17 protein-coding genes and 4 tRNA genes are annotated in these 17,872 nt (G+C 42.3%); 11 read left to right on the top strand and 10 right to left on the bottom strand.

Features of this window, described 5'->3' with window-relative positions; translation table 11 throughout:
• Window positions 1-12 precede the first annotated feature (12 nt).
• From sucC to ABWY16_RS03915, 3 genes are all read left to right on the top strand, one after another.
• Complete coding sequence (gene sucC, locus ABWY16_RS03925) at window positions 13-1,203, top strand: ADP-forming succinate--CoA ligase subunit beta (RefSeq protein WP_353903345.1); 1,191 nt, start codon at window positions 13-15, stop codon at window positions 1,201-1,203.
• A 571-nt stretch (window positions 1,204-1,774) separates the two neighbouring features.
• Complete coding sequence (gene asnS, locus ABWY16_RS03920; protein WP_353903344.1) at window positions 1,775-3,223, top strand: asparagine--tRNA ligase; 1,449 nt, start codon at window positions 1,775-1,777, stop codon at window positions 3,221-3,223.
• A gap of 82 nt (window positions 3,224-3,305) precedes the next feature.
• Window positions 3,306-3,926, top strand: coding sequence for an L-threonylcarbamoyladenylate synthase (locus ABWY16_RS03915; RefSeq protein ID WP_353903343.1), 621 nt, complete (start codon window positions 3,306-3,308; stop codon window positions 3,924-3,926).
• A gap of 123 nt (window positions 3,927-4,049) precedes the next feature.
• On the opposite strand, the gene trpA is transcribed toward ABWY16_RS03915, so the two are convergent.
• The 7 genes from trpA to recR form a co-directional block, all read right to left on the bottom strand.
• Entirely contained in the window at window positions 4,050-4,817 is a 768-nt protein-coding gene (trpA, locus tag ABWY16_RS03910) for a tryptophan synthase subunit alpha (RefSeq protein WP_353903342.1), read from the bottom strand.
• A 29-nt stretch (window positions 4,818-4,846) separates the two neighbouring features.
• A complete protein-coding gene (gene trpB, locus ABWY16_RS03905) occupies window positions 4,847-6,028 on the bottom strand; it encodes a tryptophan synthase subunit beta (protein ID WP_353903341.1) in 1,182 nt (393 codons plus the stop codon).
• Window positions 6,029-6,059: 31 nt separating this feature from the next.
• A complete protein-coding gene (locus ABWY16_RS03900) occupies window positions 6,060-6,704 on the bottom strand; it encodes a phosphoribosylanthranilate isomerase (protein ID WP_353903340.1) in 645 nt (214 codons plus the stop codon).
• Window positions 6,705-6,739: 35 nt separating this feature from the next.
• Complete coding sequence (gene trpD, locus ABWY16_RS03895) at window positions 6,740-7,726, bottom strand: anthranilate phosphoribosyltransferase (RefSeq protein ID WP_353903339.1); 987 nt, start codon at window positions 7,724-7,726, stop codon at window positions 6,740-6,742.
• Between the two features lie 185 nt (window positions 7,727-7,911).
• Window positions 7,912-8,757, bottom strand: coding sequence for an alpha/beta hydrolase (locus ABWY16_RS03890; RefSeq protein WP_353903338.1), 846 nt, complete (start codon window positions 8,755-8,757; stop codon window positions 7,912-7,914).
• Window positions 8,758-8,793: 36 nt separating this feature from the next.
• A complete protein-coding gene (locus tag ABWY16_RS03885) occupies window positions 8,794-9,609 on the bottom strand; it encodes an SDR family oxidoreductase (protein WP_353903337.1) in 816 nt (271 codons plus the stop codon).
• A gap of 73 nt (window positions 9,610-9,682) precedes the next feature.
• Window positions 9,683-10,300: a recombination mediator RecR gene (recR, locus tag ABWY16_RS03880; protein ID WP_353903336.1), complete on the bottom strand. Its 618-nt coding sequence runs from the start codon at window positions 10,298-10,300 to the stop codon at window positions 9,683-9,685.
• An 82-nt stretch (window positions 10,301-10,382) separates the two neighbouring features.
• Between recR and ABWY16_RS03875 the strand changes: the two genes are divergently transcribed.
• Together ABWY16_RS03875 and ABWY16_RS03870 are read left to right on the top strand one after the other, a co-directional pair.
• Entirely contained in the window at window positions 10,383-11,861 is a 1,479-nt protein-coding gene (locus ABWY16_RS03875) for a sodium:solute symporter (protein ID WP_353903335.1), read from the top strand.
• 23 nt (window positions 11,862-11,884) lie between these two features.
• Window positions 11,885-12,592 (top strand): LOG family protein, encoded by a 708-nt coding sequence (locus tag ABWY16_RS03870; RefSeq protein WP_353903363.1) that lies wholly within the window; start codon window positions 11,885-11,887, stop codon window positions 12,590-12,592.
• Here ABWY16_RS03870 and ABWY16_RS03865 read toward each other — a convergent pair.
• Window positions 12,589-13,194, bottom strand: a complete 606-nt coding sequence (locus ABWY16_RS03865) for a DUF502 domain-containing protein (RefSeq protein WP_353903334.1) — start codon at window positions 13,192-13,194, stop codon at window positions 12,589-12,591. The two genes, ABWY16_RS03870 and ABWY16_RS03865, sit on opposite strands and share 4 nt — an antisense overlap.
• 9 nt (window positions 13,195-13,203) lie before the next feature.
• Window positions 13,204-15,663, bottom strand: a complete 2,460-nt coding sequence (locus ABWY16_RS03860; protein WP_353903333.1) for a bifunctional UDP-N-acetylmuramoyl-tripeptide:D-alanyl-D-alanine ligase/alanine racemase — start codon at window positions 15,661-15,663, stop codon at window positions 13,204-13,206.
• A gap of 72 nt (window positions 15,664-15,735) precedes the next feature.
• On the opposite strand from ABWY16_RS03860, the gene ABWY16_RS03855 reads away from it, so the two are divergent.
• The 6 genes from ABWY16_RS03855 to ABWY16_RS03830 all read left to right on the top strand — a co-directional run bounded on the left by ABWY16_RS03855 (window position 15,736) and on the right by ABWY16_RS03830 (window position 17,515).
• Window positions 15,736-16,215, top strand: coding sequence for a regulatory protein RecX (locus ABWY16_RS03855; protein WP_353903332.1), 480 nt, complete (start codon window positions 15,736-15,738; stop codon window positions 16,213-16,215).
• A 136-nt stretch (window positions 16,216-16,351) separates the two neighbouring features.
• Window positions 16,352-16,424 (top strand) — tRNA-Gly (locus ABWY16_RS03850).
• Window positions 16,425-16,474: 50 nt separating this feature from the next.
• Window positions 16,475-16,559: transfer RNA gene (locus tag ABWY16_RS03845), tRNA-Leu, on the top strand.
• A 41-nt stretch (window positions 16,560-16,600) separates the two neighbouring features.
• Window positions 16,601-16,673, top strand: a tRNA-Gly gene (locus ABWY16_RS03840).
• A 49-nt stretch (window positions 16,674-16,722) separates the two neighbouring features.
• A tRNA-Leu gene (locus ABWY16_RS03835) sits at window positions 16,723-16,807 on the top strand.
• 153 nt (window positions 16,808-16,960) lie between these two features.
• Window positions 16,961-17,515 carry a hypothetical protein gene (locus ABWY16_RS03830; protein WP_353903331.1) on the top strand — a complete coding sequence of 185 codons (555 nt, stop codon included), beginning with the start codon at window positions 16,961-16,963 and terminating at the stop codon, window positions 17,513-17,515.
• A 92-nt stretch (window positions 17,516-17,607) separates the two neighbouring features.
• Here the strand turns inward: ABWY16_RS03830 and ABWY16_RS03825 are convergent.
• A partial coding sequence (locus ABWY16_RS03825) for an outer membrane beta-barrel protein (protein WP_353903330.1) occupies window positions 17,608-17,872 on the bottom strand: 265 nt, incomplete at its 5' end.

Below are 17,872 nucleotides of genomic sequence, written 5' to 3'. Positions count from 1 at the left end.
ATTTTTCAGCTAATGAATATACACGAATATCAAGGTAAAGAAATACTTAAAAGTTTTGGTGTTGCCGTACAAGAGGGCATAGTAGCCGAAACTGTTGAGCAGGCTGTTGAAGCTGCTAAAAAGATGAAAGCAGACTATAACTCTGACTGGGTAGTGATTAAAGCACAAATCCATGCCGGTGGCCGGGGAAAAGGTGGTGGTGTTAAATTAGCCAAAAACCTGGACGAGGTTAAACAAAGAGCTACTGATATTTTAGGTATGCAACTGGTTACTCCTCAAACCGGAGCTGAAGGTAAAAAAGTAAACAAAATTCTGGTAGCCCAGGATGTTTATTACCCAGGTGCTTCTGAAACAAAAGAATTTTATGTGAGCGTTTTATTAAACCGCGCAGCTGGCAGAAACATCATCATGTATTCTACCGAAGGTGGTATGGATATCGAAGAAGTAGCTGAGCATACTCCTCACTTAATTTTCAAAGAAGAAGTTGACCCTGCGGTTGGTCTTCAGGGTTTCCAGGCACGTAAAATCGCTTTCAACCTTGGTTTAAGCGGCGCTGCATTCAAAGAAATGGTGAAATTTGTTACCGCTTTATACAAAGCGTATGACAACACTGATTCTGCAATGTTTGAGATTAACCCGGTTTTGAAAACTTCAGACGATAAAATTATTGCTGTTGATGCTAAGGTAGACTTAGATGAAAATGCTTTATTCCGTCATGCTGATTATGCAGCAATGCGTGATAAACTGGAAGAAGATCCTACAGACGTTGAAGCAAGTGAATCAAATCTGAACTATGTAAAACTTGACGGAAACGTTGGTTGTATGGTAAATGGTGCTGGTTTAGCAATGGCTACAATGGATATCATTAAAATTGCCGGTGGTGAGCCTGCTAACTTTCTTGACGTAGGTGGAACTGCTAATGCGCAGACTGTAAAAGCAGGTTTTAACATTATCCTTAAGGATCCGAATGTTAAAGCTATCCTGATCAATATATTCGGTGGTATTGTACGTTGTGACCGCGTAGCACAAGGTGTTATTGATGCTTATAATGAAATCGGAGATATCCCGGTTCCAATTATCTGCCGTTTACAAGGTACAAACGCTGAGGAAGCCAAAAAATTAATTGATGAGTCTGGATTAAAAGTATTCTCTGCAATTGCATTAAAAGATGCAGCTGCTCTGGTTACTGAAGTTTTAGCATAATCATAACAGGGCTTTCAGCCTTTCTAAATTATTAAAATGCCAATTGTTCATTCAATTGGCATTTTTTTTGGCCCGAGCTAAGCCCATTCTTATCTGCATCCTCCCAAAAACCGCTGTAAACAAAAAAATCCTCCAACTTGTGGGTCGGAGGATTTTTTAAACCAAATATAAATTAAACGAGCAATACAAACATACGACTTTTTATTACAAATGCAACATCTATTTTATATTTATCTATGATAATGCATGAAATAAACAGATATAATCCATTTAATCTATGCTCAACACACAAAAAGGTCGCTATTTTATTTAAAATAACTTTGTATTTCAGTGTTACCCTGAAAAATAACACAATAAAACCGAATTATATTCAGGATTAACCAATCCAAAAACCATTTTATTATATTTTGAACAACAATTTAAGCATAAATAGCATAATTTTTTAGATTAAATACACTTTATGACCAAAAGGTATTCAACTTAATTGACAACTCCCTTCTTAAACTTACCGGCAATCTCCCTGTAATTTCTAATTGGAAATCCTTATTTTTGAGCGCTCCACAAGAAAATCATGATTAGAAGAGAAAAAATAAAAAACCTGTTAGCTACTACAGATTTTAACAGAGAAGTGACCGTAATGGGTTGGGTAAGAACATTCCGCAACAACCAGTTTATTGCCATCAATGATGGTTCATGCATGGGCAATATCCAGATCGTGGTAGATTTTGCAAATACTTCCGAAGATTTATTAAAAAGAATTACTACAGGCGCTGCAATTGCTGTTACCGGCCAGCTGATCGAATCTCTGGGCAAAGGACAAACCGTAGAAGTAAAGGCTGCCACGATAGAGATACTTGGTGACAGTGATCCTGAGAAGTTCCCTCTACAGCCTAAAAAGCACAGTCTTGAATTTTTAAGGGAAATCGCACATCTGCGTTTCCGTACCAATACATTTAACGCCGTTTTTAAAGTGCGCCATGCCCTGGCTTTTGCGATACACCAGTTCTACAACGAAAGGGGCTTTGTTTACATGCATACTCCTGTAATCACAGCTTCTGATGCTGAAGGTGCCGGGGAAATGTTTAAAGTAACCACACTGGATTTCGATAAAACTCCCAGAACCGAAGATGGAAAGATTGATTTTTCTGAAGACTTCTTCGGTCGTGCTACTAACCTTACTGTTTCCGGACAACTGGAAGGTGAGCTTGCGGCAATGGCCTTTGGTCAGATCTATACCTTTGGTCCTACATTCCGTGCAGAGAACTCTAATACTACACGTCACCTTGCCGAATTCTGGATGATAGAACCTGAGGTGGCCTTTGCCGACCTGGAAGACAACATGCAGCTGGCAGAAGATATGATGAAGTATGTCATCAGCTATGCACTTGAAAACTGTAAAGAGGAGATTGAGTTTCTGAATAGCCGCCTGCTGGAGGATGAAAAGACAAAACCGCAGAATGAGCGTTCAGAACTTTCACTGATTGATAAACTGAATTTCTGCTTAAACAACGATTTCCAGCGTCTTACTTATACAGAGGCTATCGCTATTCTCCGTTCTTCGAAACCAAATCAGAAAAAGCAATTCAAATACCTGATCAACGAATGGGGTGCTGATTTGCAATCTGAGCATGAGCGTTTCCTGGTTGAAAAACATTTCAAAAAACCGGTAATCCTTACCGATTACCCTGCAGATATTAAATCTTTCTATATGCGCCAGAATGAACCTGATGCTGAAGGAAGGAAAACTGTTGCTGCAATGGATATCCTTTTCCCAGGAATCGGCGAAATGATCGGTGGATCACAGCGTGAGGAACGCATGGACAAACTGACCCAGCGTATGGAAGAACTGAACATCCCGCAGGATGAACTGTGGTGGTACCTGGATACGAGGAAATTTGGTTCTGCACCGCATGCCGGTTTCGGACTGGGTTTTGAGCGTTTGGTGCTGTTTGTAACAGGCATGACCAACATCAGGGATGTAATTGCATTCCCACGTTTCCCTAAAAACGCTGAATTTTAAGAATAGTCTGATAAAGCAGATAGATTTAAAAGAGCTCTCTGTCAGGGAGCTCTTACTAAACAAAGTTTTAGTAAATTTGTACATGCTTATCAAAATATATCCGGAGAATCCTAATCCCAAGGCCATCGAACAGGTAGTCGAGGTACTTAAAAAAGGAGGAATTATCATTTATCCAACCGACACAGTGTACGGGCTGGGCTGCGATATTACCAATCAAAGGGCTATAGAACGGATTTGCCAGATCCGGGGAATCAAACCCGAAAAGGCAAATTTCTCGTTTATCTGTTCAGACCTGAGCCACATTTCGGACTATGTAAAACCGATTGACACCACCGTTTTTCGTCTACTGAAAAAGGCACTGCCGGGGCCATTTACATTTATTTTCAATGCGAGTAATAACGTTCCGAAGCTTTTGAGCTCCAACAAAAAAACTGTTGGTATCAGGGTTCCTGACAATACAATTGCAAGAGAAATTGTAAGAGTTCTTGGAAACCCCATTTTATCTACTTCCATTAAGGATGATGATGAACTGATTGAATACTCAACAGATCCGGAACTGATCCATGAAAAATATGAAGATCTTGTAGATTTAGTGATTGACGGAGGATACGGGGATAACGAGCCTTCAACTGTTGTCGACTGTACTATGGGCGACTTTGAGATCATCCGCGAGGGCAAGGGAATTCTGGAGAATTATCTGTAAGCATCTTGTATACGATCTCCCTTTAAATTTTCTCAAAAAAAGCCGGATTCCTTTTATTGATGCCTTCTGGCGCCCCTTCTGCGGCAGGCAGCATCAACAAAGGGAATCCGGCTTTTTTGAAAACTATCTGAACGTCTTCATAAAGCTGCTGATGTTTTCCCGCAGATCTCCCTCAGCAAGTGCTTTTACAAAAGCAGTACCGATGATCCCTCCGTTAGCATACTTACAGGCTTTATCAAAAGTGTCCTTACTGCTGATACCAAAGCCTATCATTGTAGGATTATTTAGTTCCATGGCTGCAATTCTGGCAAAATAAGTAGTAGTGACATCAGAAACATCAAGGTTCTTACCTGTAGTAGCCGAAGAAGAGAGCAGGTAGATAAATCCGTTACTCAAGGCATCGATTTTACGGATACGTTCTTCTGAAGTCTGAGGGGTAACTAAAAATATATTACAAAGATTGTTCTGAAGGAAAACGTCTTTGTACAGTTCTTCATACTCATACATTGGCAGGTCGGGTACAATACAGCCGTCAACTCCTGCTTCTACACAAGCTTTGCAGAAATTTTCTACCCCATACTGCAATACAGGATTAACGTAACCCATTAACAATACCGGGATGCTTACTTTCCTGCGTAAATCTTTCAGCTGTTCAAATAACAGGTTCAGGTCCATTCCACTGTCCAGGGAATGTTTGCTGCTGGCCTGGATCACAGGTCCGTCTGCAACCGGATCTGAATAAGGGAAACCTATTTCGAGCATATCTGCCCCGGCTTCCTGCAGCGCCTCGGCAATGGCAACAGTGTCCCCTAATCCGGGATAACCTGCGGTATAATAGATAGAAAGTATATTATTTTTTTTCTCTTGAAATAATTGGGTAATTCTGTTCATTTGTTGTTTGTATAATAAAGGTACCGCCCTTAGAGTCCGAAATAGTTCATGTAAGTTTCCATATCCTTATCCCCTCTTCCGGACAGGCAAACCACTACATTCTCGTTCCCTGTAAATTTCATTTTCTCCAGGTAGGCAAGTGCATGTGCGCTTTCAATTGCAGGGATAATTCCTTCCATCTGCGTACACAATAAGCCGGCATCCAGTGATTCTTCATCGGTGATGGAAACATATTCTGCACGGGTTGTTTTAAAAAGGTGTGCGTGCTGAGGGCCGATACCTGGGTAATCCAGTCCGGCAGATACGGAATGTGGTTCTACAACCTGTCCATCAGTGGTTTGCATCAGAATACTTCTGCTGCCATGTAATACACCTTCTTTGCCCAGGAATGTCGTTGCAGCAGAAAATCCACTGCTTACTCCTTTACCCGCAGCTTCAATAGCGATCAGTTTTACCTTTTCATCATCGATGAAATGATAGAACATTCCCATAGCGTTACTTCCTCCGCCAACACAGGCAAGTACATAGTCCGGCTGGTCGTTGCCGGTTTGCTCCATCAGTTGCTTTTTGGTCTCGTCAGAGATGACCGACTGGAAGATGGAAACCATATCAGGATAAGGATGTGGCCCTACCACAGAACCTATGATATAATGGGTATCTACAGGGTTATTGATCCAGTCGCGCATAGCTTCATTGGTAGCATCCTTCAAAGTCTTGCTTCCTGATACTGCAGAAACCACTGTTGCACCCAGCATCTTCATCCTGGCAACATTAGGTGCCTGGCGTTTGATATCTACCTCACCCATATAAATTACACATTCCAGTCCGCGCAATGCACATACTGTAGCTGTCGCCACACCATGCTGTCCTGCTCCTGTTTCTGCGATGATCCTTTTCTTTCCAAGTTTCTCTGCCAGTAAGATCTGACCGATGGTATTATTGATCTTATGGGCACCGGTATGGTTCAGGTCTTCTCTCTTCAGGAAGATATTGGCATTATATTTTTTTGATAAGCGTTTAGCGAGGTACAAAGGAGAAGGCCTGCCAACGTAATCTTTTAGCAGGGCATGAAATTCCTTTTGAAAATCAGCGTCGTTGATGATGCTGAGATAATTTTGTCTCAGTTCTTCAACATTTGGATAAAGCATTTCAGGGATATATGCGCCGCCGAAATCTCCGTAGTAACCTTTTTCGTTTACAAAATAATTCATAGTGTTATCATTTAATCAGCTGCAGTATGCCTTAGCAGCTTAATAATTTTTTAAATTCGGTGAGCTTTCCAACGTTTTTGACGGCCGGGGCCTCTTCAAACCTGCTGTTTACATCTATTGCATAGAAACGGCCATCATTTATTTGCTGCAGCTCAGGGACATTCTCCAGACTTATCCCGCCGCTCAGGAAATAGAACTTTTGTAATTTATATTTATCCAGCAGCCGCCAGTTAAACGCCTTGCCTGAGCCGCCATGTGCCGGTGTTTGTGTATCAAACAAAAAATAATCCACAACGTTTTGATAAGCTGAAAGTATATTAAAATCAAAATCCTCATCAATTCCAAAAGCTTTGATCACTTCTGTAACATGATCCTGCCGGCTAAAATATTCCTTGAGTTCATCGCAATAAGCAGGACTTTCATTTCCATGTAACTGAACTGCTTTGAAACCATATAATTTAACCGCTTCTTTTACTGCAGCTATATCTTCGTCAACAAAAACGCCGGTAGTTTTGATAGCTGAAGGGATAGCGCTCACAATTGCAGCATCAAGCCCCTCAACAAACCTTTTTGAACCGGGATACAATATAAAACCCATATAATCAGGCTGTAGTTCTATTACCGCACTAATATTATCAGGATCTCTCATTCCGCAGATCTTAAGTTTTGCTTTCATATTTTCCGGTTCGCTGTTATCTTCTTCCTGCATTGTTAGCCGATAAGGCTTTTGAAACTCTTTAATGCTGCTCCGCCAACCAGTGAGGTTTCTGCTTCATAGTAACAATCAGCAAAAGACTGTTCCGGCTTAATGGTATGGATAGCCATTGCTGCATTACACAGCACTACATTGTTCTGAGGATCGGTTCCTAAACCTTCAAGCACATGCATGAAGATATCGGCAGATGACTGTACGGTATCTCCCCCAAAGATCTCATTCTCGTTGATCGGCTCAAAACCAAGATCAGTTACCTTTAGCAGGGCTTCTCCATTTTTACTGAAGGTTTTCACATCACAGGTAAGAGAGATCTCATCAAAGCCGTCTACGGCATGTATAATAGTATAGTTTTTATCAGTTTCCTGGTATAAGTAAGCGTACAACCTTGCGAGTTCAAGACTAAAAACCCCAACGATCTGGTTTTTAGGTTCTGCCGGGTTAGCCATGGGTCCCAGCATATTAAAAAATGTTTTCACTCCCAGGTCCCTGCGGATTGGTGCAACAATTTTCATTGCCGGATTAAACAATGGGGCATGGATAAAGCAGATGCCGGCCCTGTCCAGGCTCCTCTTCAGCTCATCCTGATCTGCCGTAAATTTATAGCCCAGGTATTCCATCACATTTGAAGAACCGCAGCCGGAAGAAACCCCGTAATTACCGTGCTTTGCAACATGATACCCAGCTCCGGCTACCACAAAAGAAGCCAGTGTAGAGATATTAAAAGTATTCTTCCCGTCGCCTCCTGTGCCGCAAAGGTCGATCAGTTCATAGTCGGACAGGTTCACTTTTACACAGAGGTCGAGCATAGCATCACGAAAGCCCTGCAGCTCTGCCACGGTAATATTCCGCATGCCGAAAGCTGTGATAAAAGCAGCGATCTGCGAATTGTTAAATTCACCGGAAGCGATTGCAGTCAGGATGCGCTGAGATTCTGACCTGGTAAAAGATTTGTTTTCAAATAAGTGGTTCAGTATTTTCTTCATGGTCTTAAAACAAAAAAGGTTGCTATAAAGCAACCCTCTTAAATATTTTTATATAAAAATAAACGTACAGAATGGGGTTACACACGCTAAGCGTTGTGCCACCACCAGTTATTTTGTCCGTTTGTTAGTATCATTGAAACAAATATGTAATTGTTTTTTAATAATTGCAAACCATTTCTGAAATATTACTTTATTCCGGCTAAAAAGCCAAGAATATAACCGTAAAGCTGATTGTTTCCGAATATCATCTGTGCAATCATCCCCACATGTTTCTTTCCTTTAATAACATAGACTGCAGTAGGAACCTTTTCTGCTTCGAGCAGTTTGTTGAGTCGTGCCGACTGGATCTGTATAGCCGGGTAAGTTTTTGCCCCATAAAATATCAGGTGCGGGTTCCTGATGTTTTTTACGTAAAATAAAGGAGATGCTTTTTCCCATGTCAGGGGATCACTGCTAAAAGTTCTCAGAAAGTCCGTATAGCTATCATCCTTTTCTGCGGTGCTCATATATTCTTTCATATCCAGGCCAAAGGGATCATCAAGGATCAGCCCTTTAACAGGATTTTTGATACCAGCCCGTTTGAAATATTGCGGATCGGCATTGATCAGCTCTGCCAGATGGCCACCTGCAGAATGCCCCATCAGGAAAATCCTTGAGGGATCACCACCATAATCAGCAATATGGCTTTGCACCCATTTCACTGCCTGTGCACAATCGTCTCCCATCTGCATGTACTGGCTTTGAGGAGCCAGACCGTAATTAATCGTTACCGTAACTACTCCTTTTCCTGCCATATTCCTGCCCAGCCACCAGTAAATATCTTTTTTACCGCTGCTCCAGGAGCCGCCATGGATAAAGATGATTACGTCTTTGGGTCTGGACACATCCTTCTGGTAATATACGTTCAGCTGCCTTCTTTCCTCTTTCTGATCAGTGTAATTGATGTCTTTCTCCACTTTTACTTTTGCAGCTAAAAGGGTAACCTGAGACAGAAGAGCAAAGAGCATTAGCGCGTATTTTGGATTGATCATTCTATATTTTCAAAGTATCTTAATCGTATTGCCCCTTTAGTAATCTTTAAGCGTACCCTCTTTCACGTAATGTTTATAAACAAGCTTGTCAGTCAGTGAAGGAAAAAGTTTATTCATCCAGACCGCCAGTTTACCCTGACCTGTCATAATCAGATCACGCTTACGGCCAGCTATTCCATTCACAATTCTCAATGCCACCTCCTCAGAAGACATCATCTTTCCTTCTTCCATATTGGTATCACCATGCTGTTCACCATTTTTGTCCAGTGCTGTGGCGCGTATATTGGAACTGGTAAAGCCCGGTGAGGCCACCATTACCAGCACATCTTTATGCAGCAACTCTGTCCTTAGCGCTTCCATAAATCCATTTAAGGCAAATTTCGACGCTGTATATGCTGTTCTTCCGGGTAGCCCGCGGTAACCCGCAGCAGAAGATACGCCAACAATAGCCCCTTTGGTTTTCAGAATCTCAGGTAAGGCGAATTTTGTACAGTAAGCGGTACCAAAAAAATTAACATCCATCACCTTTCTGATGACAGACATATCCATTTCATGGAACAGAGAGCGCATGGAAATGCCGGCATTATTCACAAGGATATCAATTTTACCGAAGGTAAGCACTGCCTGCTTCACCATATCGCGGCATTCTTCTTCCCGCGTTACATCCAGCTGTACTGCCAGGGCTTTAATCCCGTACTTTTGTTCCAGATCAGCTGTAATCTCACATAAGGTCACAAATTGCCTTGCTGCCAGCACAAGATTTGCGCCGCGTTTAGCAAACTCTTCTGCGCAGGACTTTCCTATACCGGAGGACGCACCGGTAATTACAACTACTTTATTCCTAAAATCCATAGTATCTTTTGATCAGTCATATTGATATTACCAAACTCCCGGGTAAAATTCATAACGTAAATTCTGGCCCTTATTACATCTTAATTGAACTGACATAAGGAACCCTGGTAACGATAGACCGTCCCAGTGTGATCTCATCTGCATATTCGAGCTCGCCTCCAAAGGCTATGCCCCTGGCGATTGTAGTAATTGGAATCTGAAAATCTTTTAATCTCTTGTACAGATAGAAAAGCGTGGTATCTCCTTCCATGGTAGCACTTAATGCAAGGATGATCTCCTTCACTGGTGTTGTTGCTACACGCTGCACCAGTGAATCAATGAAAAGATCCGAAGGACCAATCCCATCCATTGGCGAGATCAGTCCCCCAAGCACATGGTATGCCCCAAAGTATTGGGAGGTATTTTCTATAGCCATCACATCCCGGGTATCCTCTACCACACAGATAACTTCCTTTTCCCGCTTTGGCGAAGAGCAGATGCTGCAAACCGGAAGATCTGATATATTATGGCAGATACTGCAATGTTTGATATCCCTTTTCAGCCTGATCATGGAATTGCCAAAAGTATCCACTTCTTCCTGCTCTTTGCCGAGCAGGTGCAATACCAGCCGCAATGCAGTTTTTTGCCCTACCCCCGGTAATTTAGAAAATTCATTAACAGCATCTTCGAGCAGCTTGGAAGAAAAGTTCATTTTACAAATTTAGATTTATCTTCTGTTATTTTGATCTTTAAAATATGATTTTTCTTACATTCGCTTTCAGCCTGAACAAACCATGACCCCAACTATACTTTTATCTTTCCTGTTAGGATACTTTGCCCTTTTGGTAGGTGTAGCCTATTTTACGTCAAGAAACTCATCAGATAATGCTTCATTTTTTATCGCAAACAGAAATTCAAAATGGTACCTGGTAGCTTTTGGCATGATCGGTACGGCGCTTTCCGGCGTTACCTTTATCTCTGTACCGGGCGCGGTAGGTAAAAGTGAATTTGGCTATTTCCAGTTTGTGCTGGGAAATGCAGTAGGCTTTATCATCATCGCAACTGTACTCCTGCCCCTGTATTACAGGATGAACCTGATCTCAATTTATACCTATCTGGAAAGGCGGCTCGGGCCGCATAGTTATAAAACAGGAGCAGTAATTTTCCTCCTTTCCAGAACAATCGGATCTTCATTACGGCTTTTCCTGGTGGCTATTGTATTACAGCGCTTTATCTTTGATGCCTGGAATGTTCCGTTCTGGCTAACCATTGTACTCTGCCTGGTTCTGATCTGGTTATACACGCACAAGGGCGGATTAAAAACCATTATTATTACAGATACGCTGCAAACCGTATTTCTGTTGCTATCAGTAGTGCTGTCCATTATATTCATATCCAGGTCCTTAAATCTGGATGTGGCCGGAACTTTTGAAGCCGTAAAGAACAGCAGCTATTCAAAAATGTTCTTCTGGGAAGATTTTATGGGTACCAAATCGCATTTCCTGAAACAGTTTCTTGGGGGAATATTTGTAACTATTGCCATGACGGGACTGGATCAGGACCTTATGCAAAAAAACCTGAGCATGAAAACCATTGGCGAAGCACAAAAGAACATGTTCACCTTCACTGGCGTTTTTGTGGTGATGAATATATTTTTTCTAAGTGTGGGTGCATTGCTTTATATCTTCGCTGCGAAAAACGGGATTGATGTTGCCGCACTGAAAACACCTGATAACCTGTATCCTGAAATTGCGCTGAACCACCTGAACATAATTCCCGGTATCATCTTTATGCTGGGATTAACAGCAGCTACTTTTGCTACCACAGACTCGGCCTTAACGGCCCTGACGACTTCCTTCTGTATGGACTTTTTACACTTTGATAAAAAGGAGGATCAGAATACACCGGAGCTGGTCAGGAAAAGGCACATGGTACATATTGGTTTTTCTGTGCTGATGGTAATCGTTATCCTGATATTCAAAGTAATTAATGATGACTCTGTAGTCAATTCTATGTTTATTGCAGCAACATACACCTACGGGCCATTGCTGGGATTGTTCACTTTTGGCATGTTTACCAACCGGGCGGTAGCAGATAAAATGGTACCATATATCTGTGTGGCGTCACCTTTGCTCTCGTTTTATATCAAAAGCAACAGTCTGTTATGGTTTGGTTATGAAATAGGTTTTGAATTGATTATCTTGAATGCCCTCATTACATTTATACTACTATGGATAACAGGAAAAACCGCTGTTACCCAAACCAAATTTTAAATCAAAAAATACTACTGATGAGCATGACCAGTGAAGAGAAAATAAGAAGCGCTTTTGAAAATAAAAACTGGCAGGAGATAAAAGTTACAGACTCCTGGCAGATCTTTAAAATAATGGCAGAATTTGTAGACGGCTTTGAGAAGCTGGCTAAAATTGGCCCCTGTGTATCCATCTTTGGCTCTGCCAGAACTGCAGAAACAAACAAATACTATGAGATTGCTGTAGAGTGCGGAAAACTGCTGACCGACCGCGGTTATGGGGTAATTACCGGCGGTGGCCCCGGTATTATGGAAGCTGGAAATAAAGGTGCCCATATGAATGGCGGTAAGTCAGTTGGCCTGAATATCGATCTACCCTTTGAGCAGTTCCACAATAAATATATTGACCATAACAAACTCCTGGAATTTGATTATTTCTTTATCAGGAAGGTGATGTTTATGAAATACTCACAGGGTTTTATCGTTCTTCCAGGCGGTATGGGAACCATGGACGAACTTTTTGAAGCTATTACTTTAATTCAGACGGGCAAGATTGCAAGGTTTCCTATTGTACTGGTGGGCAGGGATTACTGGGGCGGACTGGTAGACTGGATCAAAAACACGATGCTGGAAAAGGAACACAATATCCATGCAGAAGACCTGAACCTCTTCAGGGTGGTTGATACTGCTGAAGAAGCTGCTGAGCATATCTTCAGGTTCTACGATAAATATGTACTGAAACCGAACTTCTAAATTATCGGCGGGGTGATATGACTGACACCTCCCGATACTACCAATTTCATGGCTTCAGCGGCACTCATGTTCAATTCCTTAACCTTGTCCCTGCTTACTACGCAAACCTGTCCGGCAAAAGAATAGGAAAAGGGAAAATATACCACACATTCCCCCGGCAGGCCGACAGAGGCAAGATCATTTTGTGTCAGAAAACCTATCCTCTTGATATCGCTGTTCATTTCCACTAATACAGGATGGTTAAATTTCTTTTCATCACCCACAAACGCTTCTGTGAGGTCTTTGATCGACGAGTAAATAAAGTTAAGTCCGGGTAACCTGTTCATCCAGCGCGAGAACCAGTTATACATAGGCTCGGTAACGAAATTTGTAACGAAAATTCCGGCTACCAGGATCAGGGTAACCACCAGTGCCAGTCCTAAACCAGGAATATTCCTGCTGGCTCCGGTTCTGGGATCAACACCCAGGATATTATTTACATTCAGCCAGCTATCTACTGTAGTTACAGCCCAGATGACAATATAAATACTTAGCGCAATAGGCAGTACAATCAATAAGCCCTTGATTAAATAATTTAATAATGCCCCTCCGATCTTGTTCATACTACAAAATTACTCATAAAAATACACTCGTTTAACCCTTTGGGAAATATTTGTTAAAATCTCATAGGGAATTGTTCCGATCTGCGCCGCTAAATCGGCAATCGTTAGCTGATCGTTGAAGACAATGACTTCATCACCGGTTTTGGCTTCTATACCGGTAATATCCAGCATGCACATATCCATCGCAATTGAACCTGTTGTAGGAGCCAGTTTTCCATGCACCAGCATCTTCCCTACTCCATTCCCAAAAGACCGGCGGTAGCCATCGGCATAGCCGATTTTAACAGTAGCAATAGTTCCTCCTTCAGGTAAACTTCCCCTGCGGCCGTAACCTATGGTATCCAGCGGGCCTACCTTTTTGATTTGTGTAATTGTAGTTTTCAGAACACCAACAGTATGCAGACCGCTGCTGCCCTTTAAACCGCTGTCAAAGCCATAAAGCCCGATCCCTATCCTTACCATATCCAGCTGTGCCTCCGGATGCCTTGTAATGGCCGAAGTATTTGAAATATGACGGATGAAATCATGTCCCAGTTCTGCCCTGATCTTTTCGGCCATGGCAGTGTACCGCTGTAGCTGATACAGCGTAAATTCGTCATGCTGTGCATCCTCACTCGCCGCCAGGTGGGAGAAAACAGAGATTACCCTGATCTTTTCTTCGAGCCTGAGGACGGGCAGAAGGTCCGGCAGGTCCAGTTCCTCAAATCCCAGCCTGTGCATCCCGGTATCGATCTTAATGTGCACAGGATAGGAAAACTGCGTATCGGGCAGAAAATCTATGAAGCCGTTGAGGATATCCAGGTTATATAATTCCGGCTCCAGTTTATACTTTACAATGGCTTCAAATGCGGAAGGCTCAGGGCTCATTACCATAATCGGCATGGTTATCCCCGCTTTTCTTAAAGAAATGCCTTCATCAGCATATGCTACCGCCAGGTAGTCTGCTTTTTGGTACTGCAGCAGGTTTGCGATCTCGAAGCTTCCGCTGCCGTAAGAAAATGCCTTCACCATTGCCATCACTTTTACCCCTGGTTTTAACTTCGATTTATAAAACTTCAGGTTATTCGCCAATGCGTTCAGATCAATCTCCATTACCGTATCATGAATTTTCTGGGTGAGCAGTTTGCTGATCCGTTCAAATTCAAACAGCCTTGCGCCTTTCACCAGGATGGTTTCACTGTTAAAATGCATTGCCGGGAAATTCTCGATAAAGGCCTGTGTACTTTCATAGAAGGAACTTTCCAGCTCAAACAGATCCGCAAATGCAGAAATATGCGCGCCAATGCCAATTAACCTGTTCACCTGTTTCTGCTTTAACAGAGAGGCGATCTCAGTGTATAAATCTTTATCTGACTTCCCGGTCTCGTACAGATCGGAAAGAATCAGTGTTCTCATCACATGCTGGTTCTGCAGTTTCAGGAAATCCAGCGCTATTGCCAGCGAAGAGATATCCGCACTGTAAGAATCATCTATTACAGAACATTGATTGATACCGTTCTTCAGCGTTAACCGCATATTCACCGCAGTCAGTTTTTCCAGCCGCAGGTCTGCCTCTTCAGGTGTATAGCCCATTGCCAGCAGCGTTGCCCAGCAGATGATACCATTTTCTACGGATGCACCGTCACTAAAAGGGATGAGGCACTCTATTTCTTCATTTTTATAGCGTGCCCGGATGTAGTTCCTGCCTTTGATCGGCTCTACAAACAGGATCTCCAGATCAGCTTTCATCGTAGTGCTCCAGGAAAACCTGCGTTCCCCAGGCAGATTCTTTGTGGCTATTCCATCCGTGTAATCGGGGGAATAAATAAAAAGTTGTACGCCTTCAAACAGCTTAAGTTTTTCCAGCAGTTTTTCTTTGGGAGAGGAAAAGCCTTCTGCATGTGCTTCACGGATATTTGTTAAAATACCAGTTGAAGGCTGAATAATTGCTGCCAGCTGTTTCATCTCGTCATTTTTCGAGATCCCTGCTTCAAAGATCCCCAGCGTATGTTCGCTGCTGATCTGCCATACAGAAAGCGGCACACCGAGTTGGGAGTTGAAACTCTTCGGACTACGAACGATGTTAAAATCTGCAGCAAGCAGCTGGTACAGCCATTCTTTGACTACCGTTTTTCCATTGCTTCCGGTGATGGCGATCACATCCAGGTCAAATCTGCTGCGGTGAAGCGCAGCCAGCCGCTGCAGGGTCTGCAGTACATTTGGTACCATCAGGAAGTTAGCATCCGGATATACCTCCGCATAGGAACTGTTGCTGATCACAAAACTTCTGACTCCGTTTGCATAGGCGTCGGCGATGAACTCATGCCCGTCCCGCTGAGCGCTGATGGCAAAGAACAACGAGGTTTCAGGGCTCACAACGCTCCTGCTATCAATCAAAAGAGTACTGATAAAAGTATTATATTTTACTTTAAAGGATCCGATGTTCAATTGTTCAGCAATCTGCTGAATGGTATAACTGCGCTCACTCATTTATCAGGATAACTATGTTGGAGGTAAAGTTAACAAGTAAATGCAGATATTTGCGTACAGAAAAGATAAGCATTGGAAAAATCAAAACCCGTTTACGATAAAAAAGCTGCGCATGCGAAAGCGGAAAGTTACTGTGCTTACCAGGAGCGCTCACAGCAGGAAGTGCGTGATAAATTGTACGACTGGGGCCTGCACCATGATGAGGTTGAAGAAGTAATTACGGAGCTGATTCTGACGAACTTTCTGAATGAAGAACGTTTTGCCATGGCTTATGTATCAGGGAAGTTCAATATCAAGCGCTGGGGCAAGATCAAGATCAAACAGGGGCTGAAATTAAAACGGGTTCCTGAGAAAATGATCATCAGGGCTCTGAATACGATTGATTATGATGATTATCTGGCGGCTATTCTGGCGGCGGCAGAAAAAAAAGCACCATTCATTACAGAAAAAGACCCTTATAAAAAGAAATATAAACTGGTTACCTACCTGATGGGAAAAGGATTTGAAAGTAATTTAATTTCTGAGGTACTGAAGGCCAATAACTTAAGCTAGAAGCCTGATTTATTATCAAAAATAACTTGACAGTAATCTAAAAGTATTTATATTTGCAAACCCAAACGGAAACAAGGTGATCAGTTTTTAACCTGTATACAAAGGGGAAACATCGGATGATGTGAATAAAACCAATGCGAAAGTAGCTCAGTTGGTAGAGCACGACCTTGCCAAGGTCGGGGTCGCGAGTTCGAATCTCGTCTTTCGCTCTAAATGTTTTCCCTTACCCGGAAGCATTTAATTTAAAAGGTTAACACCTGCTCAGATGGTGGAACTGGTAGACACGCAGGACTTAAAATCCTGTGACCTTAAAAGTCGTGCGGGTTCGATTCCCGCTCTGAGTACAATAATATCTGTATCTGGTATACAGCAATAACATACCAACGCGAAAGTAGCTCAGTTGGTAGAGCACGACCTTGCCAAGGTCGGGGTCGCGAGTTCGAATCTCGTCTTTCGCTCTAAAGCCTTCTTAATTGAAGGCTTTTATTTTTACAAGGTTTAACACCTGCTCAGATGGTGGAACTGGTAGACACGCAGGACTTAAAATCCTGTGACCTTAAAAGTCGTGCGGGTTCGATTCCCGCTCTGAGTACAAAATGGGATCCGGCCCATTAGCGTAAAGGGTTGCTCTTTTGGAGCAACCCTTTCTTTTTGCCACTAAATCAGCGCACCGCCAAATATATTTAATATTCTTTATAGGAATTATTGAGATTTTCTTATCTTCAATTCCAAAAAACAATTTCCTATGAAAGCTCTCTTACTCTCCTTATTATGTGTTTGTTTGTTAACGACAGCAAATGCCCAAAAAACTTTACCAGAAATCAAAGCCGGAACAGTGATGTACGCATCCGCTTTTGTAAATGGAAGTGAATTCCCCTTAGCACTAAGCATTAAAAGTCTGTCGGCACCATTTTCGATTGGCTGGGCTGTTGATGGTTATGGAGAAGGATCTTTTGAAATGAGTGTGAAGGCTGTAGAAAGTGCCGCAAACCTATCGGCGGCTGGTCAGCCGGCATTGGGTGTGACTAAACTGAATGACAATGAAACCTTCGGAATCATCTCGAAGGCAGCATATAAAACATTGTCTGACACTAAAACATTTACCTACAGCGGAACTACTTATAAAATTAAAACTGATGATACTAACCTGCTGAAATTAGGCGGAAAGGAAGCTGACGCTACTCATGTGATCAGTGCCGATGGAAAGATTGAACTTTGGATCTTGAACAATCCATCCATACCATTGATTTTACAATCTTCAGGCCTGGAAACAGACATCAGTATCAGTGAGATTAAATAACCAGTCAATAATAATTAACTAGAAAAGCTCTGGTTAACTGATATCAGAAAAATATACGTGGTAAATCCTAAGTATATTTTTCTGATATCAGCTTAATTTCTATTATTGCTTTTTGCCTGACGGACACCTTGTCCTTCTTTTAAATTAAAGCGGTAAACTACGCTGAGCCTGTAACGCGCAGCATTAGGGTTACTGCTTTGCACAAAAACGTAATCATTTCCTGTAGTGCGTGTGTTGTATTTACGCGAATTGAAAGCATTAGTTACATCCCCTACTACCGTAACCTTATCCTTCAGCAGGTTTTTGCTCAGCCCCATATCAACATAGTTGATGGCTTCCCTCCTGCTTTGCGCATTA

Source organism: Pedobacter sp., from assembly GCF_040513095.1.
Classification (GTDB): Bacteria; Bacteroidota; Bacteroidia; order Sphingobacteriales; family Sphingobacteriaceae; genus Pedobacter.
The sequence above is the reverse complement of the archived record's forward strand: the minus strand, read 5'-3'. Positions and strand labels throughout refer to the sequence as shown.